Origin of the sequence: Ramlibacter sp. (assembly GCF_035548915.1) — a bacterium.
Lineage (GTDB): Bacteria > Pseudomonadota > Gammaproteobacteria > Burkholderiales > Burkholderiaceae_C > Ramlibacter.
This window is the reverse complement of the sequence record NZ_DASZSE010000039.1, coordinates 513,336-531,293: the sequence shown is the minus strand read 5'-3', so window position 1 is coordinate 531,293 and position 17,958 is coordinate 513,336. Positions and strand designations below refer to the sequence as shown.

The window sequence follows — 17,958 nt, the reverse complement described above, 5'->3', positions numbered from 1 at the left end:
TCAGGTGTTCTTCGAAACCGTGATCGTCGGAAACTTCGCGGTGAAGTCCTTCGCCTTCGCGGCGATCGTGAGCGCCACCTGCCGCGCCACGGTCTTGTAGATCGAAGCGATCTCGCCGTCGGGGTCGGCCACGACCGTCGGCTTGCCGCTGTCGGCCTGTTCGCGGATGCGGATGTCGAGCGGCAGCGCGCCGAGGTAGGCGACGCCGTGCTCGGCCGCATACCGCTTGCCGCCGCCTTCGCCGAAGATGTGCTCCACGTGCCCGCAGTTGCTGCAGATGTGCACGGCCATGTTCTCCACGACGCCGAGGATCGGCACGCCCACCTTCTCGAACATCGCCACGCCCTTGCGCGCGTCCAGCAGCGCGATGTCCTGCGGCGTGGTGACGATCACGGCGCCCGTCATCGGCACGCGCTGCGAGAGGGTGAGCTGGATGTCGCCCGTGCCGGGCGGCAGGTCGACGATGAGGTAGTCGAGATCGTCCCAGTTGGTCTGGCGCAGCAGCTGCTCGAGCGCTTGCGTTGCCATCGGCCCGCGCCAGATCATGGCTTCGTCCTGGTTCACGAGAAAGCCGATCGACATCACCTGCACGCCGTAGTTCTCGAGCGGGTCCATCGTCTTGCCGTCCTCGCTTTCGGGGCGGCGGTCGATGCCCATCATCATCGGCTGCGAGGGGCCGTAGATGTCGGCGTCGAGCAGGCCCACGCGTGCGCCTTCGGCCGCGAGCGCGAGCGCGAGATTGGCCGCCGTCGTGCTCTTGCCCACGCCGCCCTTGCCCGAGGCGACGGCGACGATGTTCTTCACGTTGGGCATGAGCTGCACGCCGCGCTGCACGGCGTGGGCGATCACCTTGGTGGAGATGTTGACGGAGACGTTGCCGACGCCGGCGACAGTCTTCGCCGCCGCGATGAACGACTGGCGCAGGGCGGGCAGCTGGCTCCTGGCGGGATAGCCGAGCTCGACGTCGAAGGAGACGTCCGCGCCTTCGACCTGAAGATTCTTCAGCTGCCGGGTGGAGACGAAGTCGTGGCCGGTGTTGGGGTCGGTGACGGAAGCGAGGACCTGGAGGAGCTGGTCTGGAGTGGGCATGGGGTGTCTCGAATCCATGCGAGTGTACCGACAGGAGCCGCGCGCCTCAGGACCGTTCCTCTCCCGTGTGCGGGTCCACGTGAACGACGCGGCCGTCGCGCCACATCACGAGATACGTCCCGGTCTGCTTCGCGATTTCCCGCGCGCGTTCGGCAGCGCGCAACAGGGCCTCGTACGAGACACGAATTTCGGGTGGGGCATTCGGAGGTAGCCCCGGATAGCGGTCTGCTGGTTCTTCCATCGCGCCAAAGGTCATCGATTGGCCGCCGGTGTCGATCAACAAAGGCGGGACTTTCACATTGTCGTAGAGAACCCAGCAGTCCACCAATGGCTTGTAGATCCTCTCGAAGAGCTCGAGCCCTGCCGCGAATCGGCGCCTCACGATCTCTTCCGGAATGTGATGCCCCCCCTGTTTCACCCGGGCAGCCACCCGACCGATCGCGAATTCGGGTGTCGGCAGCCGCAGGAAGATCAGCTCCACGCCATAGCCGGCTGCACGCCAACGCGAGATCTTGCGTGCGTACCCCAAGCCCGAGAGCGTCGTTTCGAAGGCAAAGCTTTCGCCTCGGGAGACGTGCTGATCGATCGCTTCCAGCAGAAGTCGACCCGCCTGCACCGCGGCCCGCTCCGGAGCAAATGGCGACAGCCCCGCCGCGATGAGATCGGCATTCAGGTAAATGGGGGAAGACGCGATCCGGGGCAGGTACTCCCTTGCGAACGTCGTCTTCCCAGCGCCATTCGGTCCTGCAATCAGGACGATCTTCGGTCGGTCCAAATCCTCTGCCCTTCGCGGAATAAAATCGTCGTTTCCCCGGATTGTCCCCCCGATCGCCGCCAATGCCCCAGCGCAAGCTCTTCGTCACCACCGCCTTGCCGTACGCCAACGGCAAGTTCCACATCGGCCACATCATGGAGTACATCCAGGCCGACATCTGGGTGCGGCACCAGCGAATGGGCGCTCACATGGTGCACTTCGTGGGCGCGGACGACGCGCACGGCGCGCCGATCATGATCGCCGCCGAGAAGGCCGGCAAGACGCCGCAGGCGTTCGTGCAGGACATCGCGGCCGGGCGCAAGGAATACCTCGACGGCTTTCACATCGCATTCGACAACTGGCACTCCACCGACAGCCCCGAGAACGCCGAACTCGCACAAGGCATCTACGAGCGGCTGAAGGCGGGCGGGCTCGTGGCCTCGCGCACCATCGAACAGTTCTACGACCCCGTGAAGGGCATGTTCCTGCCCGACCGGTACATCAAGGGCGAATGCCCCGTGTGCCATTCGAAAGATCAGTACGGCGACTCGTGCGAGGTGTGCTCGAGCGTGTATTCGCCCACGGAGCTGATCGATCCCTACTCCGTGCTGACGGGTGCCAAGCCCGAGCTGCGCACGTCCGAACACTTCTTCTTCAAGCTCTCGGATGCGAAGGTGGTCGAATTCCTGCAGTCGTGGACGCAGGACGGCAAACTGCAGCCCGAGATGGCGAAGAAGGCAAGCGAGTGGTTCGAAGCGGGCCTCGCGGACTGGGACATCTCGCGCGATGCGCCCTACTTCGGCATCGAAATCCCCGACGCGCCGGGCAAGTACTTCTACGTGTGGCTCGATGCGCCCATCGGCTACCTCGCAAGTCTCAAGAACCATTTCGACAAGGGGCAAGCCAGGAATCACCCGGACCCGCATTCGCGCACCGATGCCACCTTCGAGCAGTTCGTGAGCGACCCGGAAGTCGAGCAGGTGCATTTCATCGGCAAGGACATCGTGTACTTCCACACGCTCTTCTGGCCCGCGATGCTCCGGTTTTCCGGCCGCAAGACGCCTTCGCAGGTGAACGTGCACGGCTTCATCACCGTGAGCGGCGAGAAGATGTCCAAGAGCCGCGGCACGGGCATCGATCCGCTGAAGTACCTGTCGCTCGGCATGAACCCCGAGTGGCTGCGCTACTACATCGCGGCCAAGCTGAACAGCCGCGTGGAGGACGTCGACTTCAACCCCGACGACTTCGTGGCGCGCGTGAACGCCGATCTCATCGGCAAGTACGTGAACATCGCAAGCCGCGCGGTGAAGTTCATTCCCGGCGGGAAGCTCCTGAAGTCGGACACGGCGCGACTGCAGCCGGCGAAGCTCGTCGACAGCGTGAAGGCGCTTTACGAGTCGCGCGAATTCGGCAAGGCGCTGCGCGAAGTGATGGCCTTCGCCGACGAGGTGAACCTGCGCTTCGACGCTGCGGCTCCCTGGAAACTCGTGAAGGAAGACAGGCGCGAGGACGCCGCCCGAGTCTGCTCGGAATGCATCGAGGCCTTCAAGGTGCTCACGGCGTGCCTGAAGCCCGTGCTGCCCGAACTCGCGCAGCATGCGGAGGCGTTCCTCGAATGCGATCCGCTCACGTGGGCGAATGCGGCGGTGCCGCTCGGGGAAGGCCACGTCGTGGCGCAATACCGGCATCTGATGCAGCGAGTGGATATGAAGCTGCTCGACGCGTTGTTCGAGCCGGCGGGGGAAGCGCCCCCACCTCAGCCCTCCCCCAAAGCGGGAGGGAGCGGCTTGCCAGGCGGGGAGGCCATCGGGCAGGACATCACCATCGACGAATTCGCGAAGGTGGACATGCGCATCGCAAAAGTCGTCGAATGCAAGCCCGTCGAAGGGTCGACCAAGCTGCTGCAGCTCACGCTCGACGTCGGCGAGGGACGCACGAGAAACGTGTTCTCCGGAATCGCTTCGGCGTACAAGCCCGAGGACCTGCAGGGGCAGTTCGTGGTGGTGGTCGCGAATCTGGCCGCACGCAAGATGAAGTTCGGCGTGAGCGAAGGCATGGTGCTCTCCGCGAGCCACGGCGACGAGAAGTCGAACCCGGGCATCTTCGTGCTCTCCGCCTGGCCCGGCGCGCAGCCGGGGATGCGCGTCCGATAGGGCTGGGCCCCGCGCGTGCCGCCGTCGACGCGGCAAGACGATACGAACGTATAGAGACGTGCCTCGGCAGTCTGCCTAGACTCGCTTCCCTTTCGAGGCACGCAATGAAAACGAATTCCTGGCGCCGCTTCCGGCGCGCTGGCGAAAGGCCGGCAATCGAAGGCGCGGACATCGCCCGCACCGCCGCACTGGTGATCGCATCGATCGCATCCGCCAGCATCATCATCTGGGGCGACCAGATGCGCGCACCGGCCCGTCACGAGCCGATGCTCGTGACGCTGCCCACTGTCTACATCGTCGGCAAGGCGCTGCCCGAGGATTCGGTCGTCGCCGAAGTTGAAAGCGTGAAGAAAGTCGCGCACCAAGGCACGACCGGCGAAGCCACCTCGCGCTAGACGGGAAGGGACGCGACGAGACGCGAATCCACTCGGCTCGCGCTGAACCGCTAGCGCAGGCCGCAACCCGCGCAAGCGGTGTCGGCGCGACCCAACGCTTTACAAGCGGAACACGCGCCAGACATTGGCGAAGCGCTCCCCCGGCCGGAGAATCGGTTCGATCCGTCCTCCTTGCAGTTCTTCCCGGGGCAGTCCATGAAGTCCGTTCTCGCCGCAGCATCCGCCTGCATCCTTCTGTCCGGGTGCGTGAGCATGGTCGTGGGCGCGGTGGTCACGGCGGCCGACGTCGCCGTGGGCGCGGTCAAGCTCACGGGCAAGGCGGTCGGCGCCGCGGCCGACCTAGTCATCCCGGATGGCAGGAAAGACGAGAAGTAGCCCGCCGCCACTTGCGAATTCTCAAGTGACGCGCTCCCCGCCCGCCCTTAGACTGGCAGGCATGTACCCGACCGTCCTGCTGCCCCTTTCGCGTCGCAGGCGTTTCATCACCCGCCTGCATCACTGCGGGCCTCCGGCAGTCGCCTGACCGTCATTCGCGGTTCGGTTCGACTTCCGGAGACTTCATTGCGCCTTTCCTTCGCAGCATTCCGCCCCCGCCTGCTCGATGCGGTTCGCGGCTACGACCGTGAGCGGTTCGTCCGCGACCTCGGCGCGGGCATCACCGTCGGCATCGTCGCGCTGCCGCTTGCCATGGCGTTCGCCATCGCCTCCGGGCTGAAGCCCGAGGCGGGCCTCTGGACCGCGATCATCGCGGGGCTCGCCATCTCGCTCGCGGGCGGCTCCAACGTGCAGATCGGCGGCCCCGCCGGCGCCTTCATCGTCATCGTCTACGGCATCCTCGAACGCTACGGGCTCGCCAACCTCATGATCGCCACGGCCTGCGCGGGCGTCGTGCTCTTCGCGCTCGGCCTTCTCAAGCTGGGCCGGCTCGTGCGCTACGTGCCGGTGAGCATCGTGATCGGCTTTACCAACGGCATCGCGGTGCTGATCGCCGCATCGCAGCTGAAGGACTGGCTGGGCCTCAGGATCGCGAAGATGCCGGCGGACTTCTTCACCCAGCTGGAGGTGATGGCCGCGCATCTGGACACCTTCAACATCTACTCGTTCGCGCTCGGGCTCGCGTGCGTCGTGGGCCTCGTCCTCTGGCCGCGCCTCTGGAGCGAGCGCTCGCCGGTCCAGCTCGCGATGGATGTGCCCGGCATGCGCCGCGCGGTGAAGTTCAGCGCGCGTACGCCCGGGCCGATCGTGGCGCTCGTCACCCTCACCTTTGTCGCGTGGTACTTCCACATGCCGGTGGAGACGATCGGCACGCGCTTCGGCGAGATTCCGACGGGGCTGCCAACGCTTGCGCTGCCCACCTTCAGCTGGCAGACCGTGAAGCTGCTCGTCACGCCGACCGTCACGATCGCTCTCCTCGGCGCGATCGAGTCGCTTCTGTGCGCGCGCGTGGCCGACCAGCTCACGGCACTGCCGCGCCACGACCCCAACCAGGAGCTGATGGCGCAGGGCCTCGCGAACTTCATCACGCCGTTCTTCGGCGGCATGCCCGCTACCGGAACCATCGCGCGCACGGTGACCAACGTGCGATCCGGCGCGACGACGCCTGTGGCGGGCATCGTGCACTCGATCACGCTCGCCGCGATCGTGCTCCTGGCGGGGCCGCTCGCGGTGCTCGTGCCGCTGTCGGTGCTCTCGGGCATCCTTCTTTTCGTCGCGTGGAACATGGGCGAGTGGCGGGAGTTCTCGCACATGTGGAAGTACAGCACGCACTACCGCGTGCTGATGCTGGGCACCTTCACGCTCACGGTCGTGTTCGACCTCACCGTCGCCGTGCAGGCGGGCCTCGTGGTCGCCTGCGTTCTTTTCATCCGCAAGATGAGCTCGCTCTTCTCGGTGGAGCTCGTGAAGCGCGAGGGCGCGCTCATCGAATACAAGCTCTACGGGTCGCTCTTCTTCGGCGCGGTCGCGAAAGTCGACGAAGTGCTCCAGGCGGTCGAGCGCGGGCCCGAGCAGCCGGTCGTCGTGCTCGATGCGCTGCATCTCGTGCACCTCGACACGTCCGGCCTCGATTCGCTGCGCCAGTTGCACAAGGCCGTGCTGCTGCGGCGCGGCTCGCTTTTCATCGAGAACCTGCAGGAGCAGCCGAGGGAGGTGATGGATCGCGCGGGCTTCGCGGGCGAGGTGCGAAGGAGCGAGCCGTCGCCGGAGGTGGCGGTGTAGCCGGGCACTTCGCGCGCGAGCGAAACAACCTGCGTCAGCCGCTCGAGGCGCGTGGGCCGCGTCCAGGACACGTGTCACAGCTTCCCGGCGACATCTTGCGGAAACGGCGCGGTCGAGAAACAAAAGTTTGAACTAAGATCGCGCGCTTCAGGGAGGAACGACACATGGCCAACTGGCGAAACGCATTCGCCTGCTTCGTCGCGTCGTGCGCCGCTTGGAGCGCCGCCGCATTCGGGCAGGAAGTGATTCCGGACTTCTACAAGGACCCCGGTCTCTACCCCAACCGCAGCTACGTCAACCAGCACGTCACGGAGCACATCGATCCGTTCACCGGTGCCCTGCAGCTGCATTCGGTCGACATCCATCTGCCCGGCAACGGCGGCTTCGACCTGAAGGTCGTGCGCTCGTACAACAGCGCGAGCATCGACAGCGCCAACCCGGCGGCCTACGAATCGCTCGCCGGGCTCGGGTGGACCGTGCACTTCGGCCGGGTGCTGAAGGCGAAGCAGGCGTTCGTCTGCACGAATCAGAACGCGCTCTCCGTCGCGGACAACCCGGTGCTCGAACTGCCCGACGGCAGCCGCCAACTGCTCGCCTTCACGGGCGGCACATCGCCGCTCATGCTCACCTCGCAGTGGTGGAAGGCCGACTGCTTCGGCAGCGGCCTGGCCGTGTATTCGCCCGACGGCACGCGCTACGACATGACGCAGCCGGTCAACGTGGGCACGCAGCTCGCGCCCGTCTACGCGTGGTACACGACGAAGATCACGGACCGCAACGGCAATTACGCCACCATCGCGTATGCGGGCGCCACGCAGCAGATCGCGGGCGTTTCGACGAGCGACGGACGCAGCATCGCCTTCGTTTACGCGGACAGCGGCCTCGCGACCCGAAGGATCTCCTCGATCACCGCGGCGGGGCAGACGTACACGTACGGCTACCAGGCCGTCACCGGATTTGCGGGCCTCTATCAGCTCGCCTCCGTGACCCGACCCGACGGGCGAACGTGGAACTACGCGTACAACGGCAACCTGAACGGCGCGGCCGGCAGCTACCTGATGAGCCGCGTCACGTATCCGCAAGGCGGGCAGATCAACTACGGCTACGCGTACGTCTACTTCGACTCGCAGGCCAACCCCCTCAGCCGCACGGCCGTCGTCGCGACGAAGTCGGTGAGCACGGGAGGCAACTGGACTTTCACCTACCAGCCCGGCGGCCCCGGCACTCTCGACACCACGACCGCGAACACACCGGCCGGCACAATCGTCTACCGGCACGTCGGGCCCAACTATTCGAGTTCGGGCACGGTGTGGATGGTCGGCCTGCTGATATCCAGGACGATCGGCACCGCGCAGACCGAGAGCTACACGTGGGGCAAGCTCAAGATCTCCTCCGAGAACTACTTTCGCCCCGGCGCTTTCGTGACGAAGATCGATTCGGGCGCGACGAACGCGCCCGTGCTGACGGCCAGGACGATCACGCGCGACGGCGCGACGTACGCCACCGCGTACTCGGGCTTCGACGGCTTCGGCAACCCCGGCACGATCGGCGAGGCGGGGCCGAACGGCGGCAACCGCACGACGCAGGTCGGCTACTACGTCAACACGGCGAAGTGGTTCGTGAAGCAGGTACAGGACGAGGTCGGCGCGAGCACCGTCGACCGCACGTTCGACGGCAACGGCAATCTCCTCGCGATCTCGCGCGACGGCGTGAGCACGAGCTACACGTACGACTCGCAAGGCAACGTGAGCACGGCGACGTTTCCGCGCGGCCTGCTGCACCAGTATTCGAACTACAAGCGCGGCGTCGCGCAGACGGAAAACCAGCCCGAAGGCGTGAACCTCGCGCGCACGGTGAGCGACGCGGGCAACGTCTCTTCGCAGACGAACGGCGAGGGATTCACGACGAGCTACGGCTATGACGGCCTGAACCGCGTCACGTCCGTGAGCCCTCCCGTCGGCAACGCGGTCGCGGTGACTTACGGCGCAACAACGCGTCAGGCCACACGGGGCGGTCTCGTGGAGACGACCGGCTACGACGGCTTCGGCAACACCGTATCGGTGGTCCGGGGCGGCATCGCGCGCACCTTCACCGTGGATGCGCTCGGACGCACGACATTCGCTTCGAACCCCGGCAGCGGGACGCAGGGCGACACGGTGCAGTACGACATCCTCGGCCGGCCGACGCTCGTCACGCACGCGGACGCCACCCGGGTGAGGATCGCCTACGGTCCCGCCGGAAAGACCGTGACCGACGAGCGAGGCTTCGCCACGAGCTACAGCTACCGTGCATACGGTGATCCGGATCGGACATTTGCGATGGCCGTGAGCGCGCCCGAGCCGAGCGCGAGCCTCACGCTGCAACGCGATTCGCGCGACCGGGTGACCTCGATCACGCAAGGCGGCCTCACGCGCACCTACGGCTACAGCGGCAACAACTACCTCACGACCGTCTACAACCCCGAGACCGGCACGACGATCTACGGACGCGACGCGGCGGGCAACATGACAAGCCGCTCCGTCGGCGCCGCCGGAACCACGAGCTACGGTTACGACGGCCAGAACCGCCTCACGTCGGTGACTTACACGGGCGCCGCGGCCGTCACGCACGCGTACGACCGGGCGCATCGCATCACACGCTCCACGTCCGCCATCGGCAACCGCACGTATGCGTACGACGGCAACGGCAACCTGCTGTCCGACTCGCTCGGCATCGGCGACACGAACGTGGCGATCACCTATGCGTACGACGCCAACGACCATCTGGGTGGCATCGGCTACCCGCTTTCCGGCAGAAGCGTGCTGTATTCGCCGGACGCGCTCGGGCGGCCGACGAAGATGTCGGGCATCGCGAGTACGGTGACGTACTGGCCCAACGGGCAGCTGAACCAGGTGACGTACGCCAATAGCGTGAGCGTCACGTACGACCAGAACTCGCGCCTGCTGCCCAGCGCCTTGCGCGTGACGAAGTCGGGCACGTCGCTCGCCAACGCGAGCTACGCGTGGGACGGCGCGGGCAATCTCACGAGCATCGTCGACACGCAGGACGCCGCGTACAACCGCACCCTGCGCTACGACGGCTTGAACCGCCTCACCGGTGCGGACACGTTCGCCGGCACGGGCACCATCGGCTACACGGCCACGGGCAATATCGCGCAGCAAAGCTATGGGCCGGTGACGTTCGGCTATGCGTACGACGCGTCCAATCGGCTGAGCTCGATCGGTGGGACGTTCGGTGCGAGCTATGCGTACGACGCCTGGGGCGATGTCGTGGCCGCGGGCGCCAACACCTTCACGTACGACGGTGTGCCGAATCTCGTCTGCGCCAATTGCGCCAACGCGGCCAAGGCCGTGAATTACATCTACGACGCGAGCAACCAGCGGCTCGCGGCCAAGAGGAACGGCGTGGTGACCATCGAGATCCACGACCGCGAGGGCCGCCTGCTGGTCGAGTTCACGCCGGCGAACGGCAGGCTGGTCGAGCATTTCTATCTCGGCGAAAGGCGTGTAGCGCAGGCGGTGGGCGGCGGCGCGCCCACGACGTACCTTCACAACGACCTTGCCGGCTCGCCGGTGCTCGCGACGGATGCTGCGGGTCTGATCGCGTGGAAGGAGAACTATCTACCCTTCGGCTACCGGCTGAGCAATCCGTCGAACGCGGCGGACAACCCAAGCTGGTTCGCGGGCAAGCAGTACGAAGCGGCGACCGGCCTGTCGTATTTCGGGGCGCGCTACTACGACCCGCTGATCGGGCGTTTCATGGGAGTGGATCCGAAGGGCGTGGACCCGAACGATCTGCACAGTTTCAACCGGTACGCGTATGCGAACAACAATCCGTATCGGTATGTGGACCTGGACGGCCGCAATCCGATCGCCGCGGCAGGTGCGCTCGGCGTCGGGCTGGTTGGGATCGGCATCGCTTCGCAGCTTTCACCGGAAGCCCGCCTCCTGATGGTCGAGGGAGCAAATCGGGTACTGCAACGCACGAGCGAGCTACTTGACAGGGCAACAGGCCTGATCTTCAATGAAGCTGACAACCGGCCGATAGGTCAAGGCACCGGGAGTGATGGTCAATCAGCCGACCAGAAGGACGTGACCAAGCGTCCTTCGCGAGTACGAAAGGGAACCGAACAGGCCAATTGGGACAATGCTCAGGACGGTGAGAATGGGAGCAAGCTCTGCCCCACGTGCGGAAGGGAAGTGAGCTCCCAGCCGGGAGAAAAGAGCAAGGATTGGGACAACGATCACATTCCGCCGTGGCGAGACCGAGACCTTGCCGGGAAGGATCGGAAGGGCGTTCTCGACGAGTACAACACTGGCACGCGTCTTCGCTGCGTCGGATGCAACCGATCGGACAATGGAAACTGACCCCTCGTCGCTGCCCGCTCACTACGAGAAGCATCTCGGTGAAATCGCACGCGGGTGGTCGGATGAAGATCGCATGCACGGGGTTCAGGTCGTTTGCTTTGAAAGCCAGCCAGAGCCCGGCGTCAGATCCTATGCGACGCTTGGTCTGAGTGAGCACGTGGTGGACTTGCCGGGAGCCAGGAAGGTCAGGCAGGAATTGCTGATGTCCGCCAACGACGACGTCGAGCCCGCTGCCATCGCTGGCTTGATGCTGTCGATAGCTGAACACGTGCTCCGCGGTGGAAAGGCTTTGTTGCGCGGGGATGTCTTGGGTCCGGCGACACCAGTTGTTCCGGGCGCATCGACTACGGCAATCTATGTGACGAACCCGAGCCCCTTTGATGAATCGTTGACCCATTTCGAATCTCCGTCTCCTCCAACGGTCTTTGCTTATCTTGTGCCGATCACAGGTACCGAAGCAGCGCTCGTCGTCGGGAGAGGCTGGAAGTGGTTCGAAGGCCAGCTTGAGGAGCAAAATCCCGACATATGGAATCCGGCCCGAAAGGAAGTCATTGACGTACTCTCATAGCTGATCAGTTTTGCGTCGAGGTGGTGATCTGGGCAGATGATGCGCGCAACCCGGCACGCATTGCGATCAGCGCGAAGCCCGTCCCCAATTGAGTTTGCGCGAGAATCCGGAACTCCGGGCTCGAGGGCTTCCGCTGCTCGAGTGACCCAGGAAGCCGGAATCCGAAATGCACCCACTCGCCTCCACCGCCGCCTACGTGTCCCTCGGCGCGCTCGTCGCCTGGCGCGTCTACTCGCGCTTTCGCCGGATGGTCGGACGGCAAAGGCTGTCGAAGTACCGCCCCGCCATCACACTCGTCATCTTCCCCGTATTGGTCGCACTGGTCGCCCTTGCGTCGCTCGCGCATCCGCTCAATCTGCTGTGGTTTGCGGCCGCACTCGGCTGCGGTGTCGCACTGGGCTTCTTCGGCCTCGCCCACACGCGCTTCGAAGCCGTCCCGGGCCAGGGGCTCTTCTATACGCCCAACGCCCATCTCGGCATCGCACTTTCGCTTGTCTTCGTCGCTCGCATCGCCTACAGGCTCATCGAAGTGTTCTACATCGCGCCGCAAGCTCAGTACAGCGCCACGGAGTTCGCCCGCAGTCCGCTCACGCTCTCGGCCTTCGGTCTCCTCGCGGGCTACTACATCAGCTACGCCGTAGGTCTGCTTCGCTGGCGCGGCCGCGTCCTGCGCGCCAGGCAGGCTCGCGAAGCAGGCCAAGGCAACGCGAATGCTCCGTAGCACGCTCGCCTGCGCGGGGCTGCTGCTGCTCGCGAGCTGCGCGCCGCTCTCTTCACCCTCTTCGGCGCCTCCTTCACAGGCTTGCGGGCCGGGCGAAGACACGATGGTGAACGATCTCCTCTTCTTCGGCACCGCGATGCCGGGCGGGGTGGTCTCCGACGACGAATGGAAAGCCTTCCTCGAACGCGTCGTCACTCCGCGCTTTCCCGCCGGACTCACCACGTGGCCGGCTTCAGGACAGTGGCGTGCGGGAAATGGTTCGCTCACGCGCGAGAGCTCCCACGTGCTGGCCCTACTGCATGCACCGGACGCGGCCTCGGACGCCGCCATCCGCGAGATCGTCTCGCAATACAAGGCACAGTTCCGGCAAGAGTCCGTGCTTCGCGTGAGGGCCGCGGCCTGCGTTTCGTTCTGAGGGCCGAGGCGCCTTGCCTGCAGCGGTATCATTCGCCCCCCAAAAGGAGACAACGATGGACAGAGAACTGTCACAAGCCGAACAGGCCCTGCGCGAGGCCGCCCGCGAATACCACCGCACGCCCACGCGCGGCAAGATCTCCATCACGCCCACCAAGCCGCTTTCCAACCAGCGCGATCTGTCGCTCGCCTACTCGCCGGGCGTCGCGTATCCCTGCCTCGACATCCAGGCCGATCCGAAGCTTGCCGCCGAATACACTTCGCGCGCCAACCTGGTCGGCGTCGTCACCAACGGTACCGCCGTGCTGGGCCTGGGCGACATCGGCCCGCTCGCGGGCAAGCCGGTGATGGAAGGCAAGGGCTGCCTCTTCAAGAAGTTCGCGGGCATCGACGTGTTCGACATCGAACTCGCCGAGAAGAACCCCGACCGGCTCGTCGACATCATCGCGGCGCTCGAGCCGACGCTCGGCGGCATCAACCTCGAGGACATCAAGGCGCCCGAGTGCTTCTACATCGAGCGCAAACTGCGCGACCGGCTCAACATCCCCGTATTCCACGACGACCAGCACGGCACCGCGATCATCTCCGCGGCCGCGGTGCTCAATGGCCTGGAGCTCGTCGGCAAGAACATCCGCGACGTGAAGGTCGCCGTCTCCGGCGCGGGCGCCGCGGCGATCGCGTGCCTCGACATCTTCGTGGGCCTGGGCATGTCGCCGAAGAACATCTTCGTGTGCGATTCCAAGGGTGTCATCCACGAGGGCCGCCCCGGAGGCTACGACGAATCCAAGGCGAAGTACGCGCAAGAGACGTCCAAGCGCACGCTCGCCGACATCACGCGCGATGCGGACGTGTTCCTCGGCTGCTCCACCGCCGGCGTGCTCACGGCCGACATGGTGAAGACCATGGCCGACAAGCCGATCATCCTCGCCCTGGCCAACCCGGAGCCCGAGATTCGACCGGAAGTCGCGCTGGCCGCGCGGCCCGACTGCATCATCGCCACCGGCCGCTCGGACTATCCGAACCAGGTGAACAACGTGCTGTGCTTCCCCTACATCTTCCGAGGCGCGCTCGATTGCGGCGCGACGAAGATCACCGAAGCAATGCAGCTGGCCGCCGTGCGCGAGATCGCGCAGCTCGCCAAGGCCGACATCAGCGAGGAAGTCGCCAACGCGTACGCGGGCAAGGAGCTGAAGTTCGGTTGCGACTACATCATCCCGACGCCGTTCGATTCGCGCCTCATCCTGCGCATCGCGCCCGCGGTGGCGCGAGCAGCGGCGGAATCGGGCGTCGCGACGCGCCCGATCGAGGACTTCGACACGTACCGCCAGCACCTGCTGCGCTTCGTCTACCAGACGGGCATGATCATGCGCCCGGTGTTCGCCGCGGCCAAGGCGGTGGCTCGCCAGCGCATCGCCTACGCCGAAGGCGAGGACGAGCGGGCGCTGCGCGCCGCGCAGACGGCGCTCGACGAGAAGCTCGCGCAGCCGATCCTGATCGGGCGGCCCGCGGTGATCGAAGCACGCATCGCCAAGGCGGGCCTGCGCTTCAGGCTCGGCACGGATGTGGAATGCGTCAACCCGGAAAGCGATACGCGCTTTCGCCAGTACTGGGAGGCGTATCACCGCCTGATGGGCCGCAACGGCATCACGCCGGAAGCGGCGAAGGCGGCGGTGCGCCGCTCCAACACGCTGATCGGCGCGCTCTCGGTACATCTCGGCGACGCCGATGCGATGCTGTGCGGCCTGCTCGGCCGCTTCGACCAGCATCTCGAACATGTGCGCCACGTGATCGGCCTCGAGGAACGCGCGCCCGGCTTCGCGACGCTGAACGCCGTGATGCTGCAGGACCGCACGCTCTTCATCGCCGACACGTACGTGAACGACGATCCGAGCGCGGAGCTGCTCGCCTCGATCGCGCTCATGGCGGCGAAGGAAGTGCGCCGCTTCGGTCTGCCGCCGAAAGTGGCCTTCCTCTCGCACAGCAACTATGGCTCCTCGACACGCGCTTCGGCCGCGAAGATGCGCCGCGCGCGCGACGTCTTCCTGCAGATGGCGCCGGACATCGAATGCGATGGCGAACTGCAAGGCGACGCGGCGCTTTCCGAGAACGTGCGCCGCGCGAGCCTCATGGAAGGCGGCACGCTTTCCGGCGAGGCCAACCTCTTGATCTGCCCGAATCTCGATTCGGCCAACATCCTCTTCAACGTGCTCAAGATGAGCGGCGGCCACGGCATCACGGTCGGGCCGATCCTGCTTGGCGCGCGCGCGCCGGTGCACGTGCTCACGCCCTCGGCGACCGTGCGGCGCGTGATCAACATGACGGCCCTGGTGGCGGCCTCGGCGGCGCGCGGCTGAGGAGCGCTGCCGGCGGGGGCGGTCGCGGGACGCCCCTCGAAAGCCCGCGCTTATGATCCGCGCCATGCTCGCCAAACTGATGGGCTATCTGCTCCTGGCCATCGTGCGCGTGCTCACGGGCGCGCAGGCGCGCTGGTACGGCTGTCCGCCCAAGGCGGAGCAGCGCATCTACTTCGCCAACCACCAGAGCCATGCCGACCTCGTGATGATCTGGGCGGCCTTGCCGCAGGAGCTGCGCGGCATCACGCGGCCGATCGCGGCAAAGGACTACTGGACGAAGACGCCCTTTCGCCGCTGGATCACGACGGCCGTGTTCAATGCCGTCTACGTCGACCGCGAACGCAAGGAAGGCGAGGACCCGCTCGCGCCGCTCGTGAAAGCGCTCGAAAGCGGCGACTCGATCATCCTCTTTCCCGAAGGCACGCGCGGCAACGCGGAGGAGCCGCAGCCGTTCAAGTCCGGGCTCCATGCGCTTGCGCAGAAGTTTCCGCAAGTGGTGCTCGTGCCCGCCTGGATCGACAACATCCAGCGCGTGATGCCCAAGGGCGAGGTGGTGCCGGTGCCGATCCTCTGCTCGGTCACGTTCGGCGCGCCGATCGCGCTGGCCGAAGGCGAGGAGCGCCGGGCCTTCCTCGATCGCGCGCAGCAGGCCGTCGTCGCGTTGCGTGACGTATGAACGAGTTCCTTCGCACGCTCTCTTCCACGCAGCAGGTCGCGGCGCTTTTCATCATCGTGTTCGGCTGCCTCGTGATCGCGAGCGTCACGGCGTTCCTGCTCACGTTTCGCGAACGCGCGACGCCGCTCGACGAGGTCCGCTACGAGGAGCTGAAGGATTTCCGCCGGCTGCTGGGCACGTCCTGGTTCATGGTGATCGTGTTCTGGCTCGCGTGGGCATCGGGCGAGACGGTCGCGACCGTGCTCTTCGCGCTGATCGCCTTCTTCGCGCTGCGCGAGTTCATCACGCTCTCGCCCACGCGCCGGGGCGATCACAACAGCCTCGTGCTCGCCTTCTTCGTCATCCTGCCCGTGCAGTTCTGGCTCGCGGGCACGCGGCACTTCGACCTCTTCACCGTCTTCATCCCGGTCTACGTGTTCCTCCTGATCCCGGTGGCGAGCGTGCTCGAGGGCGACCCCCAGCGCTTTCTCGAACGCAACGCCAAGCTGCAGTGGGGCATCGTGGTGTGCGTGTACGGCATGAGCCACGTGCCCGCGCTCATGCTGCTCGACTTCCCGCGCCGCAACTTCGTCGGCAAGGGAGCATTTCTCGTCTTCTTCCTCGTGTTCGTGGTGCAGACCTGCCTGCTCGTGCAGCGCGTGCTCGCGCGCAACCTGAGGCGGCCGCCGAGCATCCCGCAGGTGAGCGCGAGCTTCAACTGGTACAGCTGGGCGCTCGGCATGTCGGTGGGCAGCATGGTGGCGGCGCTCCTGTCGTTCATCACGCCCTTCCGTCCCGCGCAGGCGCTCGCGATGGGCTTCATCGCCTGCGCCGCGGGCTCGCTCGGCCACCTCGTCATGAAGGCGCTCAAGCGCGATCGCGGCGTGACGTCATGGGGCAAGCGGAGCCTGTCGGTCACTGGAGCGAACGGATTGCTCGATCGCGTGGATGCGCTCTGCTTTGCCGCGCCGATCTTTTTTCATTCGGTGCGGTGGTATTTCGGGGTGTAATGCGGGCATGCGCATTCTCGGCATCGACCCCGGTCTCCAGACCACCGGCTTCGGCGTGGTGGACGTCGCCCCGGGCCAGTCGCTCGCCTATGTCGCAAGCGGCACGATCACCACGACGCACCTGGATCGCGGCAACCTGCCAGCACGCCTGAAGGCGCTTTACGACGGCATCGCCGAAGTCCGCGCGCGCTACGAGCCCGACGTCGCCGCGGTGGAAATCGTCTTCGTGAACGTGAACCCGCAGGCCACGCTGCTTCTCGGGCAGGCTCGCGGCGCATGCGTGACGGCGCTGGTCGCGTGCGATCTCGCGGTGGCGGAGTACACCGCGCTGCAGATGAAGCAGGCCGTGGCCGGCTACGGCAAGGCCGCCAAGACTCAGGTGCAGGAGATGGTGAAGCGCCTGCTGAATCTGCCGGGCCTGCCCGGCAAGGACGCGGCGGATGCATTGGGCCTCGCCATCACCCATGCCCATGCCCGAACCGCCATCGACCGCATCGGCCAGGCGGCGCGGACGTCGCGCCGCGCGAGCGCCATGTACAAGGCCGGGCGGGCCTACTGAGCCGCCTTCGGCGTCGCCGCTTCAGCGCTTTCGATCCACGGCTCGACTTTGTCGTCCGCAACGCTCGGGGCCGGGCTCTGCTCGGCGATGGACGAGCGCCCGGGGTTCCGCCCGAAGATCATGGAACTGGAGTGGGCGTCGTGCATGGCGCCGGCATCCTCGAGTGCGATGCGCTGGCGCCGCTCCAGCAGCCAGGCCGCCCAGCCGACGATGGCGAGCATGCCGGCGCCCCATACGACCGCGGCGGGATAGCGATCCTTCTTGGCCTGCTCCAGTTGTTCGCGCAACTGCGTCGTCTCGTTGCGCGCCGCGACCGAGTGTTTGCGCAGCGCGAGCAGGCCGCGATCCATTCGTTCGAGCTCGGCCCGATCGCGCACGACGTCGTCGACGCTGGCTTGGGCGGCTTGCCAGGTGCGCTGCGCCTGTGCGCGACGCGGCGTGGGGTCTTCAGGTGCCGAGGAGACGAGTTGGGGCTCGACGCGCAGTTGCGGCGAATCGGCACCGGAGTCCAGGACGTCCGGCTGGCTGCGGGGCGAGGGCGACGCGCGCATGCCGAAGCATACACGCGCAACGGCAAGCGGGCCGGGCCTGGCCCTCCTTCGTTCCCACCGCCTCCGTCGTTCCCACCGCCTCCGTCGTTCCCGCCGCCTCCGTCGTTCCCGCCGCCTCCGTCATTCCCCGCCGCCTCCGTCATTCCCGCGA

General features: G+C 66.1%; 15 protein-coding genes. 12 read left to right on the top strand and 3 right to left on the bottom strand.

Annotated features, from left to right (window positions below; genetic code table 11):
- The gene (gene apbC, locus VHA82_RS16660) at positions 1-1,089 is read right to left on the bottom strand and encodes an iron-sulfur cluster carrier protein ApbC (protein WP_325545722.1); all 1,089 of its coding nucleotides are present in this window, start codon (positions 1,087-1,089) and stop codon (positions 1-3) included.
- A gap of 46 nt (positions 1,090-1,135) precedes the next feature.
- Positions 1,136-1,864, bottom strand: a complete 729-nt coding sequence (locus VHA82_RS16655; protein ID WP_325545720.1) for a zeta toxin family protein — start codon at positions 1,862-1,864, stop codon at positions 1,136-1,138.
- A 62-nt stretch (positions 1,865-1,926) separates the two neighbouring features.
- Between VHA82_RS16655 and metG the strand changes: the two genes are divergently transcribed.
- The 12 genes from metG (at position 1,927) to ruvC (ending at position 17,256) form a co-directional block, all read left to right on the top strand.
- The gene (metG, locus tag VHA82_RS16650) at positions 1,927-3,996 is read left to right on the top strand and encodes a methionine--tRNA ligase (RefSeq protein ID WP_325545717.1); all 2,070 of its coding nucleotides are present in this window, start codon (positions 1,927-1,929) and stop codon (positions 3,994-3,996) included.
- A gap of 104 nt (positions 3,997-4,100) precedes the next feature.
- Positions 4,101-4,391 carry a hypothetical protein gene (locus VHA82_RS16645; protein WP_325545715.1) on the top strand — a complete coding sequence of 97 codons (291 nt, stop codon included), beginning with the start codon at positions 4,101-4,103 and terminating at the stop codon, positions 4,389-4,391.
- 195 nt (positions 4,392-4,586) lie between these two features.
- The gene (locus VHA82_RS16640) at positions 4,587-4,766 is read left to right on the top strand and encodes a hypothetical protein (protein ID WP_325545712.1); all 180 of its coding nucleotides are present in this window, start codon (positions 4,587-4,589) and stop codon (positions 4,764-4,766) included.
- A gap of 186 nt (positions 4,767-4,952) precedes the next feature.
- A complete protein-coding gene (locus VHA82_RS16635) occupies positions 4,953-6,608 on the top strand; it encodes a SulP family inorganic anion transporter (protein WP_325545710.1) in 1,656 nt (551 codons plus the stop codon).
- Positions 6,609-6,772: 164 nt separating this feature from the next.
- Positions 6,773-10,975, top strand: a complete 4,203-nt coding sequence (locus VHA82_RS16630) for an RHS repeat-associated core domain-containing protein (protein WP_325545708.1) — start codon at positions 6,773-6,775, stop codon at positions 10,973-10,975.
- On the top strand, positions 10,965-11,543 hold the full coding sequence (locus tag VHA82_RS16625) for a suppressor of fused domain protein (RefSeq protein ID WP_325545706.1): 579 nt from the start codon (positions 10,965-10,967) through the stop codon (positions 11,541-11,543). Before VHA82_RS16630 ends, VHA82_RS16625 begins: the two co-directional genes overlap by 11 nt.
- A gap of 166 nt (positions 11,544-11,709) precedes the next feature.
- Complete coding sequence (locus VHA82_RS16620) at positions 11,710-12,264, top strand: hypothetical protein (protein ID WP_325545704.1); 555 nt, start codon at positions 11,710-11,712, stop codon at positions 12,262-12,264.
- The gene (locus tag VHA82_RS16615; protein ID WP_325545702.1) at positions 12,254-12,679 is read left to right on the top strand and encodes a DUF3574 domain-containing protein; all 426 of its coding nucleotides are present in this window, start codon (positions 12,254-12,256) and stop codon (positions 12,677-12,679) included. Before VHA82_RS16620 ends, VHA82_RS16615 begins: the two co-directional genes overlap by 11 nt.
- Before the next feature lie 55 nt (positions 12,680-12,734).
- Positions 12,735-15,032 (top strand): NADP-dependent malic enzyme, encoded by a 2,298-nt coding sequence (locus tag VHA82_RS16610; RefSeq protein WP_325545700.1) that lies wholly within the window; start codon positions 12,735-12,737, stop codon positions 15,030-15,032.
- 64 nt (positions 15,033-15,096) lie between these two features.
- Entirely contained in the window at positions 15,097-15,708 is a 612-nt protein-coding gene (locus tag VHA82_RS16605; protein ID WP_325545698.1) for a lysophospholipid acyltransferase family protein, read from the top strand.
- On the top strand, positions 15,705-16,697 hold the full coding sequence (locus VHA82_RS16600; RefSeq protein WP_325545696.1) for a phosphatidate cytidylyltransferase: 993 nt from the start codon (positions 15,705-15,707) through the stop codon (positions 16,695-16,697). The genes VHA82_RS16605 and VHA82_RS16600 overlap by 4 nt, the downstream gene beginning before the upstream one ends.
- Positions 16,698-16,704: 7 nt before the next feature.
- Positions 16,705-17,256 carry a crossover junction endodeoxyribonuclease RuvC gene (gene ruvC / locus VHA82_RS16595; RefSeq protein WP_325545694.1) on the top strand — a complete coding sequence of 184 codons (552 nt, stop codon included), beginning with the start codon at positions 16,705-16,707 and terminating at the stop codon, positions 17,254-17,256.
- On the opposite strand, the gene VHA82_RS16590 is transcribed toward ruvC, so the two are convergent.
- Positions 17,250-17,807 carry a hypothetical protein gene (locus VHA82_RS16590; RefSeq protein WP_325545692.1) on the bottom strand — a complete coding sequence of 186 codons (558 nt, stop codon included), beginning with the start codon at positions 17,805-17,807 and terminating at the stop codon, positions 17,250-17,252. The two genes, ruvC and VHA82_RS16590, sit on opposite strands and share 7 nt — an antisense overlap.
- Positions 17,808-17,958 lie beyond the last annotated feature (151 nt).

Excerpts from the sequence above, each read along its gene's own strand:
- apbC (WP_325545722.1), bottom strand. The coding sequence starts at position 1,089 with ATGCCCACTCCAGACCAGCTCCTCCAGGTCCTCGCTTCCGTCACCGAC.
- metG (WP_325545717.1), top strand. The coding sequence starts at position 1,927 with ATGCCCCAGCGCAAGCTCTTCGTCACCACCGCCTTGCCGTACGCCAAC.
- VHA82_RS16645 (WP_325545715.1), top strand. The coding sequence starts at position 4,101 with ATGAAAACGAATTCCTGGCGCCGCTTCCGGCGCGCTGGCGAAAGGCCG.
- VHA82_RS16640 (WP_325545712.1), top strand. The coding sequence starts at position 4,587 with ATGAAGTCCGTTCTCGCCGCAGCATCCGCCTGCATCCTTCTGTCCGGG.
- VHA82_RS16630 (WP_325545708.1), top strand. The coding sequence starts at position 6,773 with ATGGCCAACTGGCGAAACGCATTCGCCTGCTTCGTCGCGTCGTGCGCC.
- VHA82_RS16625 (WP_325545706.1), top strand. The coding sequence starts at position 10,965 with ATGGAAACTGACCCCTCGTCGCTGCCCGCTCACTACGAGAAGCATCTC.
- VHA82_RS16620 (WP_325545704.1), top strand. The coding sequence starts at position 11,710 with ATGCACCCACTCGCCTCCACCGCCGCCTACGTGTCCCTCGGCGCGCTC.
- VHA82_RS16615 (WP_325545702.1), top strand. The coding sequence starts at position 12,254 with ATGCTCCGTAGCACGCTCGCCTGCGCGGGGCTGCTGCTGCTCGCGAGC.
- VHA82_RS16610 (WP_325545700.1), top strand. The coding sequence starts at position 12,735 with ATGGACAGAGAACTGTCACAAGCCGAACAGGCCCTGCGCGAGGCCGCC.
- VHA82_RS16605 (WP_325545698.1), top strand. The coding sequence starts at position 15,097 with ATGCTCGCCAAACTGATGGGCTATCTGCTCCTGGCCATCGTGCGCGTG.
- VHA82_RS16600 (WP_325545696.1), top strand. The coding sequence starts at position 15,705 with ATGAACGAGTTCCTTCGCACGCTCTCTTCCACGCAGCAGGTCGCGGCG.
- ruvC (WP_325545694.1), top strand. The coding sequence starts at position 16,705 with ATGCGCATTCTCGGCATCGACCCCGGTCTCCAGACCACCGGCTTCGGC.
- VHA82_RS16590 (WP_325545692.1), bottom strand. The coding sequence starts at position 17,807 with ATGCGCGCGTCGCCCTCGCCCCGCAGCCAGCCGGACGTCCTGGACTCC.